Raw genomic sequence first — 12,870 nt, forward strand, 5'->3', positions numbered from 1 at the left:
AATGCTGCAAAAGGCAGTGAATTTTTAGTGAACTTTATAAAGGATTTTGAGATTCCTATAAAAAGCGTTAATTTAAGAAGCCCCACTTTAAACGATGTATTTTTAAATTTAACCGGCAGGGAAATAAGAGAAGAAACAGCCTCTCAAAAACCTGTCAATAAAAAAACTTCAAGAAAGAAGGCGTAATTTAAAATGGAAGCAATTTTTGCAATCTGGTATAGAGATATAATTAAATTTTTAAGAGATAAAGCACAACTTATAGGATCTTTAGCTCTTCCACTTCTCCTGCTTATGGTTTTCGGAAGCGGTATGGGAGGAGCAATAAAATCTATGATGTCCGGAGCTAATACAGCAGGAGCCATAAAAAACTTTGACTTTGTTCAATTTATGTTTCCCGGGATTATAGCCATGACAGTTTTTAATACAGCAGTAATCTCAGCACTTTCTGTAGTACAAGACAGGGAATTTGGATACTTAAGGGAAATGCTTGTGTCCCCAGTATCAAGAACCTCCATCGCTCTGGGAAAGGTATTGGGCGGAAGCACCATAGCCTTGATACAGGGGTTGCTTATACTTTTATTCATCCCCCTTGCAGGAGTTAAATTAACCCTGCCAATTATTATAAAATTAATACCTGCTATGTTCATAGTTGCTTTTACCGTATCAGGGTTAGGACTTTTTGTAGCAAGCTTTATAAAAACTTCTCAGGGTTTCCATGTGGCTATACAGCTTCTAATATTCCCAATGCTGTTTTTATCAGGAGCTTTATTCCCTCTTAACGGCATTCCTTCCTGGATGAATTTTCTTATAAAGATAAATCCTATGACCTATGCTGTGGATATGTTCAAAAAGATAATTCTTCAGGCAGAAACCATGGATCCAGTCTTGAGGCAGGCTATGGGATTAAATCTTCAGGTATTCAATTATCCTCTTACAATATTAAGGTGAGGTTATTATAATACTCTTTATAGGTTTTATATTTATAACTTTAGCTGCCAAAAGCTTTAATTCAACAGAAGCATAAAAGATGGTGCCTGGCACCATTTATACTGGTAAATTATCTATATACTCCTTAATCTTTTCAAGGTTTTGTTTTTGACTTCCAAGTCCTAACACAGTTTTATTTACCCTTGCTTTTAAAAACCTTCCATCCTTCATATATATTTCTATAATACTGCCTAAAGCGCCCTTATTAATGGCTGCACTTTTAATCTCTTCCGGTTTAACCTCCATAAAGGATTTTTCCTTTAAAAAGGTAGAAACTCTCATTATAAACAACCTCTTATTGGTTACTGCTATAAAGTAATATTTACTAAGCCATGTAACAAACCAATTTTGTTTAATAGCATATATAGGATATAACTCGGTTTCATCCTTAGTTAAATACTTTTCAAAACTATCCCTCATTAAGTCTTCAGTTAATCTGAATGCCATTTATGTCACCTCACATTATCCTTATAATATTTATTTTTCCTTGAATACATTTTATTACATAATAAACATTTTCCGCAAGTTAATAATATATTAATTATTTTTAAAATATATAAAAAACTTTTATAAACAAGCAGTGATTCTAAATTATATGATTTTGCCATAAATTCAGAAATCAGCTTATTTATAAAAGCTTTCCACTTTAAATATTATATTTTATTAATCTTTTTCTTAAAAACGCCGCCGCCATTAGAACCATTGCTACTATCCAAGGAACCAAATAGTAAAACACCCTAAATAATATTATGCCAGCCAGGGCATTTTCATATTGAGCCCCTATAAGCTTCAGACCTAAAAGTGATGCAAAATCAAAGGATCCCACCGCTCCTGGCAGGAAGCTTGCTAGTCCCAAAGCTATAGAAACAAAATATACCCCCATTATGGATTTTACAGGAAGATCCGGAGATAGATTGCCTATAATCATTGCAAAAAACAGAGAAGCTGACACCCATTCCCCTAAAGAAGCTGAATACAGAAAAAGTTTTAATCTATAATGGGCTTCTACATGGTTTCGTAATACTCTTTCCTTTATAAACTTCATCTTATTTAATAAAAAATATAAAGGAAGATAAAGTACAATCAGCACCATTATTACACTGTAAAGCCTTCTTTCACCCAGAAGTGATGAAAAATTAAATATTCCCAAAAAGCCTAATAAAATCATTGTGGACAATCCCGTCATTGTAGAAAGTATAATATAAAAATTAGCATTTACAGCTTTTTTAAAGGGAACTCCTGACCTCGTATATAAAAGAGTCCTAATTCCTGCTCCTCCTATTCCCCCCATGCCTGTGATATTGTTTATGGAATTGGATATCCATCCTATGGCAATCACCTTTGAAAGCTTTAAATTAAAGTCAAAATACCTGCTTACTGTAAAATCATAAGAAGCTGTGAATACAAAAGATAAGCTTCCCATTATAATCAATATAAAAATACTATTGATATCTAATTCCTTAAGAATATAAAGAGTTTTCTCAACGTCTATTCCCTTAACCTCTTTTCCTAAAGAATATATTATAAGTACAGCAATGAGTAAAATTATCCCTAGCTTTAATAATTCTCCTTTTTTATTTTTAAATTTATCCTTTATACTCGTCCTTTTAATTGTTTTTACTATTATATCCATACAAACCGGCTAAATAATATTCTCTGCCGGTTTCCCCCCTCTTCCCTTAAGATTAAAAATCTGTTTCAGCGGTAAACTCACAGGTGCAGAACATAAAAAAAAGAACTGCAGCGACTAAAAATTAATCTCTGTAGCAATGGTTAATTGAAACTCCTTCCCTGATATATGTAATTTCAAAATGTACATATTCTAATTATAATATATTCACCAATATTTACATACATTATTTTCCAAAAACTTTTTTTTATTTTTTCTGTAATTCATCTTATAACCCATTATTCTAATGTAACCTTCCTTATAATAATTTCATATAGTATTATGGTAAATATTATTAAGTGGTGTTTATTTTGTATACTATTCCTATATATTATCCCATATGCCCATTTACAATAAACTATTCAGATTATAGCAGCCGCTACCCTTACCATCGTTTTGCTCCTCCAATAATAAACACTTCACTAATGAAGCTGAATAATAATATTATAACTTTATGGCAGCAGCATATATTTTGGATTAGAGCAGCAACCCTTAGCTTAATTAACAACACTCCTGATTACTCCTTCATTATAGAAAGACTTTATAAAAATCCCATTCATTTTGAAGAAATGTTGCTTCCTATATACGGAAAGGAAAAGTCAGAACAATTTAGAGATTTGCTAAAAGAGCATATCATATTAATAATCCATATTATAGAAAAGAACAAAAGTAAGAACTTAGAAGCTGCCTCTGAGGTGGAAAAAGCATGGTATACAAGCGCCGACAAAATAGCACATTTTCTCAGCAGTATTAATCCATATTGGAATAAAGATGAGTGGAAGAACCTTCTTCATAAGCATCTTGAGCTTACTAAAGCACAAACAATAGATATAATAAATAAATATTATGAAATTAGCATAAACATATTTAACGAAATCGAAAAGGTTGCCTTAAATATTTCTAATTATATGTTCTATGGCATAATTTATCAGTTTCCAAATAAATATCATATTCAATGAAATAATAAAAGTACCCTACTATGCTGCAGAGGTACTTTTATCATATTCCTTTTTATATAGTTTTTTAATTAAGTTATATATATTACACTGAACTAGCGGAGGTTTTTTATAGAAACTTTTATGGGATTAATTCAAATATTTCTCCACATTTATTTGGCCCCGTCCCTCTTTTCCCTTGTAACCAAGGCTTTTATATAAATTTATTCCTTTACCATTCAATGTATCACAGGCTAAAAAGCTTCTTACACCCCCCTGTTCCTTCCCCCAGTTCAACCCTGCATTAAGCAGTGCTTTTTTATCAGCATGCCTTTTATATGTTCTTTTACTTTTTCAAACAATACCCTTTGTATTTCCGGATAGGTTAACTTTTCAGGGAGATTATGCATAAAGGATAGCTCTCCAATCTCATAATCAGGAAGGGAACCTATTTTATATATTTCACCATAGAAAAGCCCTCCAAAGCTTTCCCCTTCTGCATCCTCCACAGAATACGCATACAGAGGTAGAATTTTAAAATCCAATGCTCCTGTTTCCTCCACTAACTCTCTTTCAGCAGTGATTAAAATATTTTCATTATATTCTCTATGTCCTGCTGGGGTTTCCCAGGTATCTCTTTTTTTATTTCTTACAAACACCCAGGTATTGTGGTATCTCACAAATAAAATAGCATACTTGAGTTTCTCATTAGCTATAGAATTAAAATCATAAAATTTTATCCTCTCTTCCATAACTCTCTCCCTTAAATATTTATTTTGCCTATAACTTCTTATTTAAATCTCCACTTATACAGTGATTTTACACCAGTTACCGCTGGAAAAACGGAAATAGGAGAATAAAAACCTCAGTGACTGATCCAATAAAAGCCCCAGCCATGCACCGGTTAATCCTAAACCTAAAGGATAGCAAAGCATCCAAGATACTATAGGCCTGACAATTCCTATACTTATCATTGCAGTTACAGCAGTAAACTTAGTATCTCCAGCTCCTCTAAGGCTGTTGGAAAATATAACCTGAGAGTATTGAATAGGGGTGTTTACTGCCATAATTATCAAAAGAGGTGATGCCATGGCTAATATTGCCGAATCCGTAGAAAACAGCGAGACAAGCCCCTTACCTCCAAGAGTAAACATCAGCACCATACCTGCAGAAACCGCCAGAGATACTCGTTGGCATGCTTTTCCGTATATTATTGCTATATCTGCTCTTTTTCTTCCTAAAGATTGTCCTATTAATGAAGAAGCTGCAATTCCCAATCCATCACTGAAGGAAAAGGAAAGGCTTAAAAGGCTCATACATATGTTATGAGTTGCCAGCTGGACAGTGCCCAAAGAAGCTACTATCTTTATGTAAAGGAAAAATCCAATTCTCATGAAAACCTGCTCTACACCTGCACTTAAGGCGATTTTACTCATAGGTTTTAATACCTCTTTATCAATTATAAATATTTCCTTAATGTTTATATGTAAAAATTGCTGTCTGCTGCTTATGGATATCAATGCCATAGTAAAACCTACTATATTCCCAAGAACTGTTGCAGCAGCGGCCCCTGCCACCCCCAGTGCCGGGAATCCAAAATTTCCTCCTATAAGAAGATAATTAAATACCATATTAACTATATTTGCAGTTATGTTTATCCTCATGGATATTTTTGTGTTTCCGGATCCTCTTTGAGCAGCATTTATAGCAAGGGTTACAGCAGAAAAGGGTATTCCTGCCATTAGTATTTTAAAATAAGTGGTTGCAGGAAGGATCATATCCGCTTGAGAACCTGCAAAAAGAAGCATAGGCTCAGCAAATATCACACCCAATATAGAAAAAAGCATGGACAGCAATGAACTTATCATAAGAGCTTGTCCAAGACATCTATTGGCTCCCCTTCTATCATTCTGGCCTTTCCTTCTGGCAACAATGGCTGTTACTCCAATATTTAAGGATGCAAAAGTAGCAAGAATTATGAGCTTAGGCTGGTTAGTTATTCCTACCGCTGCTATAGCGGCAGCACCTAGTGATCCTACCATTATGGTATCCACCATAGATACTAGTCCTATAAGTACCGTATCTATCATTGCAGGCATTGCAATATTCATGGTGGAGGTATACAGCTTTTTATCAGAAGGAAGGCTTCCCAGCTTCTGCTCCTCCTTTATCATGTATTCTCCTGAATACAAAGCTTTAAAGTTAAATGACATTATATTTACCTCAATTTTCTATTTAATATTATATTTCTCATATTAATTAATTATATCATAACAACTTAAAAGTTATTTATTCCCGAAATTATTACAACGCTGTATTCTAATAAATCCAATAAGTTTAGTATAATATATATGAAGGAGATGATATGATGTATACTTGTGATGTATGTGCAAAAAACGGATGCAAAACCGGAGATATAAGTGATTCGCCATTAAATTGTCCATGCACCATGACAGGGGATCAGGAGAATATAAAAACTGAATATATGGAAAAGAGCAATCTCACAATAGCTCATAATTCTGCATTGGTGGAAAGCTCCGGATACTGTCAGCAAACGAGAATTGAGGAAATTATAAGCTTTGCAAGGAGATGCGGCTTCAAAAAACTAGGAGTAGCCTTTTGTATAGGTCTTAAGGATGAAGCAAAAACTTTTTGCTCTATACTTCGGAAACGGGATTTTGAGGTAAATTCCGTAGTGTGCAAAAATGGCAGTATACCTAAAGCCTTCATTAATATTAAAGAAGATGAAAAAGTAAGACCAAATACCTATGAAGCTATGTGCAATCCTATAGGACAAGCTTACTTTTTAAATGATGCCGGTACTGAATTGAATATTTTATTAGGGCTATGCGTTGGACATGATTCCCTTTTTATAAAATACTCTAAGGCTCCTGTCACTGTATTTGCTGTAAAGGACAGAGTACTTGGTCATAATCCTTTAGCTGCCATATATACTGCCGGCAGTTATTACAAAGCAAAATTAAAAAATCAAGAAAAATAAAGCCCTTATATAAAATAAAGGAGCTTGTGCTGAGAAAAGACTAAATCTTCTTGCACAGGCTCCCTTTTTATTCTCTATTTTAATAGTATATAAGAATTTTATATTCTTTAAATATCTATAACTACCTCTTTAAGACTTCTTTTGGGTACATAGTGATTTCCTTCTTTATCCCTATAATAGTTTATATCTCCATCTGATTCCGCATCTTTAAGCACTACATTTTCCTTAGGTTTTCCTAAAGCGATGACCATAAGTATTTCTAAATTATCCCCAAGATTTAAGGAACGTGATATCTGATCCCTGTTTACTGAACCGAACATGCATCCTCCCAAACCTTTTTCCACTGCTGATAAAAGTATATTTACCGCTGCTATACCATGATCCCAAAGGCAGTTATTGCTTATGCTTTTATCCTGAAGCACAATTATATAAGCACCGGGTTTCTCTCCTTCTTCCGGTCCATCCCAATCCTTTAAATATCCTGCCCATTTTATATTGTTAAAAATTAAAGCTTTATGCTCCTCTGTGTAGCAGGGTATATATTTAAGACTTTGATGATTCCCTCCGGAAGAGGATATCCTGGCTATGTCAATAAACTCTAATAGCTCTTCTTTGGAAATTTTATGTTCCTGATAAAATCTTCTGTAGGTTCTATTTTTTAGTATTAAATCTTTAACCATTTAATTTGCTCCTTTCATTATTAAAATATTTACTTAATATATTTTTTTATCCTTTTTATTTTTCCTTTTCTAAAGCTTTAGCCTTTATACTATCTAAAGAGACAACCTCAGCACCTATAGATTTTAGTTTATTGATTACAGCTATTACTCCTTTTCCCTCTTCATACCTGTAGTATGGATAGCCATCTTTTTCAGACTCTAGAGTAATATATTTAAACTCTTTTCCCGGATGATAGTAAAAGCTGAAGAAATCTTCTCCCTTTAATTTTTCTATTTCACCTATCATTTCTCCCACATTATCGTCTTTAACATAGCCTAAAGGTGCAGGAACAAACATAGTTTTTCCTTCAAAAGGACTGAAAGCAGGTTTATTATTTAATAATGCTATGCTTGGCTCATAAACGAAATCAAAATACTGCTCTAACAGCTGTTGAAACCTAACATTTGCCCTATAATGAGGAGTTTCAAAAAATTTATAAGGAAGATTTAAATATTGAGCGGATTCAATAGCCTTTTCCACCCTTTCCCTCTGTTCTCTTCTGGAAAGATTATATTTTTCCCAAAACTCAGAGCCTACGATGCTCTCCTCCTCCTCATACTGATGGGTATATCCATGAAGCCCAATATTTCCTCCTTTGCTGATTAAATAATCTAAGGTGAATAAAAAGTGAGCGTTTTTCATATTTCTATTATCTAAAAGACTGTTGTCGATACCCTCCGGAGGATTTACATACCTGGGAATCCAGGCAATGTGAAAAGGAGAGTTATTATCCTCCATTCTATCTCCTAAAGCCCTCAGTTTTTCTAAGCTGTCATCTCCCAAATATGTATCCATGGGAGCTAAATCCTCAAACCTGACCAGGGCTGCTTTCTTAAAACTTTTATCCCTTTTATCTTTAGCTGAATTAATCTTATTTCCTCTCCTTGAATATATGGCTATTTTATTTTCCGCTGTATTCCACCTTGTAACTAAATTACCTATTCTGCATATATCAAAAGGGAAGCATATACCTTTCCCTCCACCATTTCAACTTCCCCTCTTAAGGGCTCTACTTTACCATTTATATTAATAAGTCTCTCTTTTAAATTTATGGTGATTTTATTATCATTAGAGTTTATATAAACCATATTCTCTGCTTTTTTAACCTTGTATCCGTATAGAGAAAGCAGTTCATCTATAGAAAAATAATATCTGTTATAAGAGAAAACTATCGGAGATGATAATTTCACCTTATTTCCTTCTACAATCACTGTTAAATCCCTTTGATTTTTCTTATCCTTTAAGGAAGCTTGGACCTCTTTAAGCCGTATTTCCTTCAAATCTTGTATCCTTTTTCTCCTGTCCCCCCTATGAATATTCTTTCCACCGCTGTAAATTTTAACGTTTCCTTGAACTTCAGTATCTTTAAACAGCACTACTGCTATTAAAGCTGCAAAAATTAAAAAAACCGTTCTTTTAATAATTTTGTTCATTATTTCCCCACATCCCCATGAAAGTTTATAAAAAATTTATATTTCCCATATATTTCATTATATGTGAAATCTCCAAAGGTTGAAAGAAATATTTATATAATATATTTGATTCTGCAGCTTTCAAATAAACTTTCTATCTCCGTTTTAAAAAACTCTTTCATTTCCTTTAACTGCTGAGAAGTATAAATATATTTTCCATATCCGAACTGACCATATTTAAAGATTCTTTCTTCTTCCTTCATAGGAACTTTAGTTTCCGGAAAAATCTCCTCTATTATATTCTTAGCTCTTGAAGTATATCTGTGAGATATAATTTCAAATCCTATTGAGCTATGGATAACTTTAGGAAGGCTTCTATGAAGTGTATTTAAAAGGCTTCTGTAATCAGATTTCCAGTTATCATAAAAAAATACCGGTGCAATTATGAAACCAACAGGATATCCTGCTTGAGACACCTTTACTGCAGCCTCAATACGCTTGTTTAGGGAGGAAGTACGGCTTTCATATTCCTTGATTACCCTTTCCGTATTAAGGGTAAACCTTATTTCCGTATGATTATTATGTCTCAGATTAAGAAGTGTTTCAACATCATCATACTTAGTTACAAATCTGAATCTTCCTTTCTCCTCCTGCGCAAAAAACTCAATGGTTCTGCTTAATGAATGGGTATAAGGCTCTACCGGAATAGGATCTGAGGTCGCTGAACCTTCAAATACAGTAACCTCAGGGAAACCTTCACGAATATATTTTTCTGCCTGATAAAGTATATCATCTATATTGACGTTTATTTTTATATAAGGTTTATCCCCTAAATTTGTATTAAGATAACAATATTCACAGTGTCCCATGCATCCTGAAATTAAGGGAAGCTGATAATTAGCTGAAGGTTTACAGCTTTGAAACTTTAATCCTTTTTTTGTTCCCACAACTAAAGTATTTTTACCTTCTCTGTAAAACTCATATAAGTCTTTTCCCGGTATATTTTCCTTAATCCTATTTGAAGATAATCTGATTATTTCTGTTAAAGGATTATCTTTAAAGGTATTATAGATATTTTTACCCATCTCATAGTCTAAAGAACCTTTTTCAAATATTATCCTCCTTGGAATAAACATCTTTATATCCACCCTTCTATATATTTATAGATTTAATCTCTGCAGTGAATATTATTATTATTCAAGACCTCATTAAAAATTTATAATTATCATCTGTGAAAGTCTTGAAATTACAAAAATATAATTATATAATTAATATAGATATTTAACTAATTAGCTAAATATCTATATTAATTTTGAAGGGAGCTGGATCATGAACAAAGCATTTAAAGCTCTAAGCGACGAAACCAGAAGAGAAATACTAAAGCTCCTCTCTGAGAAGGATATGAGTGCAGGGGAAATATCTGATCACTTTAATATGTCTAAGCCATCTATTTCAAAGCACCTAGACATTTTAAGAGAAGCAGAGCTGGTAAGCTCCGAAAAAAATGGTCAATATGTCATATATTCTATTAATACCTCTGTTCTTCAGCAGATATTGGGAGGCTTCTTAGATTTCTTCAATAAAAACCGGAAGGAGAATAATAATGAAAAATAACAGCTTAGATTTAACAAGAATTATATTTTTATCTGTATCTGTTTTAATACTGCTTATAGGCTTGCTTATACCTGGAAGCCATAGAGGAGCAGCAATAACGGCTTTTTTAGCTGTAGGTGCATTGATATTATTTGATATAAAGGCACCTTATATAGCCAACCTTTCTGAGGATAACCCTAAGGTTAAAACCATAAGAAGATTAAACAGGCTTACTATAGCTTTGGTTATAATATTCTCACTAACTACAGTTTTAGCCCCCTTTAATGATTATCTTTCAACCAGTAACGGAGACATATTATTAACAGCTTTTATTTCACTGATTATTATGGTCATTGGTAATTCTGCCCCCAAAATCCCTTTTAACAGGTATTTAGGGCTAAGGCTTCCTTGGACCATAAGAGATGAAGAAACCTGGAAACTTGCTCACAAAATCTTAGGATATATTTCCTTCCCCATTGGGATATCGCAATTCATTGGATCTTTCTTCCTTCCTGCAGAGAAAGTTTCTGTATTCTTTATACTTTTGTGGATTGCTGTACCGGGATTATATTCTCTATGGTTCTACTATAAAAAGTTTAAAAAATAATAAATTTATAATAGGAATATGACATAAAGCGTTAATGGGAGGCATAAGCTCCCATTAACACTTTATATCCCATCCCCTTCTTTAAAACGAAAATTTTTATTGCTTCTTAGAATACACAGTATTTCCTTCCTTTATAGTTTCCATAACTTTAATATCTTTTATTTCCATAGGATTCACCTTAAGGGGATTCCTGTCGAGAATTATTAAATCCGCAAGTTTTCCTTCCTTTATGGAGCCTTTTGTATCCTCTTCGAAATACTGATAAGCAGCATTTATAGTAACACCCTTTAAGGCCTCTAAAGGTTCCACTCTTTCATCAGGTCCTATTTCTACACCATTTTTGGTTATCCTGTTTACCGCACACCAAACTGTATGAAGCATATCCGGTGAAACTACCGGAGCATCCTGATGAAGGGTATAAATTACTCCCTTTTCAATGCTTTTCCTAAGAGGACTTATTTTAAAGGCTCTTTCTTTTCCAAGGTTTTTAATGTGTATATCTCCCCAATAATAGGTATGCGCCACAAAATATGAAGGAATCATATGTAACTTTTTCATTTCATCCAGCTGATCATATCTGAGAGTTTGAGCATGTATCATCACAGGACGAATATTTTCTTTGCTTTGAGTTTTATTTAAAGTCTTCTTAAAAGAGCTAATGAGTTGATCTGCAGCTGCATCTCCATTACAGTGAGTAAGAAGCTGTATATTTTCATTTATGGCAGTTTCAACAAATCCTTCTACTTCTTCATCTTTATATATAGGATAACCTCTATATCCATCCTCTGCATCTTCATAAGGCTTGCTCATCCATGCAGTTCTTCCCTGAGGAGAGCCATCTAAAAATATTTTATATCCTCCTATTTTAAACCTGTTCACGTAGTTTTTAAGATATTTTCTGCTGTCTTCCATGATAGCTTTACTGTTCTTTAAATCCACATATCCTACCACATCTATTTTAAGCAGTTTTTTTTCAGAAACAGCCTTTAAAATAGCAGCTTCATTTTCCCTAACTAATCCATCCTGAGCTGTTGTAATCCCATATTGAAAATATATATTCTGAGCTTCCTCCATGAGTCCGCACATTTTTTCCAAGGAAGGCTTCAACACCTTTCCTGTTTTTTGAATAAAAGCATTTTCTTCTAAATATCCGTTAGGCTCATCAGTTCCGGCTATCCTGCCTATCAATCCTCCTTCAGGATTTGCAGTAGAAGAAGTTATTCCCACTTCCTTTAAAGCTGCTGAGTTCATTACCCCCATATGACCTGAAGCATGAGCTATCATAACAGGATTATCCTCAGATACCATATCTAGCACCTCTTTCGTAGGATGCTCTTTTTCCTCTAAAAAGTTATGGTCATATCCAAAACCTATTATCCATTCTCCTTTTTTCAGTGCTTTATCTTCTTTAAATGCTCTTAGTTTATTTACTATATCCTTAAAGTTCTTAGTATCATGTAAAGCTACAATTCCTAAAGTGTTGGCCAAAGAGGTTATGTGGCTGTGAGAATCTATAAAAGCAGGCATTAAGGTTTTCCCCTGAAGGTCAATGATTTCAGTATTTTCATTTTTGTATGTAAATACTTCATCTCTTTTCCCCACTTTTTCAATAATTCCATCCTTAACTAAAACCGCTTCTGCATAATTCTCCTTCTCCATAGTTATTATATCTCCGTTGTAGTACAGTGTTTCCTTCATTTAATTTCCTCCTATGAAAAAAATTATTTCATCCCCTTAAAATCACCTTTGAAATCAATTCTTCTTTTAGATTTAAATTAGCTTATGAATGAGAAAAATAATAAATAACGAAGGTTTATACATAGCTTATGATATAATCACATTTTTTATCCTATAGCTATAATTCAAAGACACTTCTATATTCTTATGGTTTAATTATATACTATTCTATTACTTATAGTAATTTTGCCATATAAAATTCATCTGTT

General features: G+C 33.3%; 14 protein-coding genes and 1 pseudogene. 6 read left to right on the forward strand and 9 right to left on the reverse strand.

The features are described 5' to 3' along the window. Together TA89_RS18600 and TA89_RS09825 are read left to right on the forward strand one after the other, a co-directional pair. Positions 1-186: pseudogene (locus TA89_RS18600) on the forward strand (hypothetical protein); the annotation flags it as partial. 6 nt (positions 187-192) lie between these two features. Then, positions 193-948 carry an ABC transporter permease gene (locus TA89_RS09825; protein WP_052447412.1) on the forward strand — a complete coding sequence of 252 codons (756 nt, stop codon included), beginning with the start codon at positions 193-195 and terminating at the stop codon, positions 946-948. 96 nt (positions 949-1,044) lie between these two features. Here the strand turns inward: TA89_RS09825 and TA89_RS09830 are convergent, their stop codons facing one another. Together TA89_RS09830 and TA89_RS09835 are read right to left on the reverse strand one after the other, a co-directional pair. Next, complete coding sequence (locus TA89_RS09830) at positions 1,045-1,434, reverse strand: PH domain-containing protein (protein ID WP_040213027.1); 390 nt, start codon at positions 1,432-1,434, stop codon at positions 1,045-1,047. 199 nt (positions 1,435-1,633) lie between these two features. Further along, positions 1,634-2,620: a lysylphosphatidylglycerol synthase domain-containing protein gene (locus TA89_RS09835; protein WP_040213029.1), complete on the reverse strand. Its 987-nt coding sequence runs from the start codon at positions 2,618-2,620 to the stop codon at positions 1,634-1,636. 461 nt (positions 2,621-3,081) lie between these two features. Between TA89_RS09835 and TA89_RS09840 the strand changes: the two genes are divergently transcribed. Next, positions 3,082-3,615 (forward strand): hypothetical protein, encoded by a 534-nt coding sequence (locus TA89_RS09840; protein WP_040213049.1) that lies wholly within the window; start codon positions 3,082-3,084, stop codon positions 3,613-3,615. A 269-nt stretch (positions 3,616-3,884) separates the two neighbouring features. On the opposite strand, the gene TA89_RS09845 is transcribed toward TA89_RS09840, so the two are convergent. Beyond that, positions 3,885-4,343 carry an NUDIX hydrolase gene (locus TA89_RS09845; RefSeq protein WP_040213031.1) on the reverse strand — a complete coding sequence of 153 codons (459 nt, stop codon included), beginning with the start codon at positions 4,341-4,343 and terminating at the stop codon, positions 3,885-3,887. Positions 4,344-4,397: 54 nt separating this feature from the next. Further along, on the reverse strand, positions 4,398-5,804 hold the full coding sequence (locus TA89_RS09850) for an MATE family efflux transporter (RefSeq protein ID WP_040213033.1): 1,407 nt from the start codon (positions 5,802-5,804) through the stop codon (positions 4,398-4,400). A gap of 155 nt (positions 5,805-5,959) precedes the next feature. On the opposite strand from TA89_RS09850, the gene TA89_RS09855 reads away from it, so the two are divergent. Then, positions 5,960-6,592, forward strand: coding sequence for a DUF1847 domain-containing protein (locus TA89_RS09855; protein WP_040213035.1), 633 nt, complete (start codon positions 5,960-5,962; stop codon positions 6,590-6,592). Positions 6,593-6,699: 107 nt separating this feature from the next. Here the strand turns inward: TA89_RS09855 and TA89_RS09860 are convergent, their stop codons facing one another. The 4 genes from TA89_RS09860 to splB all read right to left on the reverse strand — a co-directional run bounded on the left by TA89_RS09860 (position 6,700) and on the right by splB (position 9,860). Beyond that, positions 6,700-7,272, reverse strand: a complete 573-nt coding sequence (locus tag TA89_RS09860; RefSeq protein WP_040213037.1) for a nitroreductase family protein — start codon at positions 7,270-7,272, stop codon at positions 6,700-6,702. A 55-nt stretch (positions 7,273-7,327) separates the two neighbouring features. Next, positions 7,328-8,281: a DUF2334 domain-containing protein gene (locus tag TA89_RS09865; protein WP_341349992.1), complete on the reverse strand. Its 954-nt coding sequence runs from the start codon at positions 8,279-8,281 to the stop codon at positions 7,328-7,330. Beyond that, on the reverse strand, positions 8,251-8,745 hold the full coding sequence (locus tag TA89_RS09870) for a stalk domain-containing protein (protein WP_040213038.1): 495 nt from the start codon (positions 8,743-8,745) through the stop codon (positions 8,251-8,253). The genes TA89_RS09865 and TA89_RS09870 overlap by 31 nt, the downstream gene beginning before the upstream one ends. A 92-nt stretch (positions 8,746-8,837) precedes the next feature. After that, the gene (splB, locus tag TA89_RS09875; protein WP_040213040.1) at positions 8,838-9,860 is read right to left on the reverse strand and encodes a spore photoproduct lyase; all 1,023 of its coding nucleotides are present in this window, start codon (positions 9,858-9,860) and stop codon (positions 8,838-8,840) included. 193 nt (positions 9,861-10,053) lie between these two features. On the opposite strand from splB, the gene TA89_RS09880 reads away from it, so the two are divergent. Together TA89_RS09880 and TA89_RS09885 are read left to right on the forward strand one after the other, a co-directional pair. Then, entirely contained in the window at positions 10,054-10,338 is a 285-nt protein-coding gene (locus TA89_RS09880; protein WP_040213042.1) for an autorepressor SdpR family transcription factor, read from the forward strand. Further along, the gene (locus TA89_RS09885) at positions 10,328-10,924 is read left to right on the forward strand and encodes an SdpI family protein (protein WP_040213044.1); all 597 of its coding nucleotides are present in this window, start codon (positions 10,328-10,330) and stop codon (positions 10,922-10,924) included. The genes TA89_RS09880 and TA89_RS09885 overlap by 11 nt, the downstream gene beginning before the upstream one ends. A gap of 96 nt (positions 10,925-11,020) precedes the next feature. Here TA89_RS09885 and TA89_RS09890 read toward each other — a convergent pair whose 3' ends face one another. Beyond that, on the reverse strand, positions 11,021-12,622 hold the full coding sequence (locus TA89_RS09890) for an amidohydrolase (protein WP_040213047.1): 1,602 nt from the start codon (positions 12,620-12,622) through the stop codon (positions 11,021-11,023). Positions 12,623-12,870: the final 248 nt, after the last annotated feature.

The sequence above is a fragment of the Clostridium polynesiense genome (assembly GCF_000820705.1).
GTDB lineage: Bacteria > Bacillota > Clostridia > Clostridiales > Clostridiaceae > Clostridium_AA > Clostridium_AA polynesiense.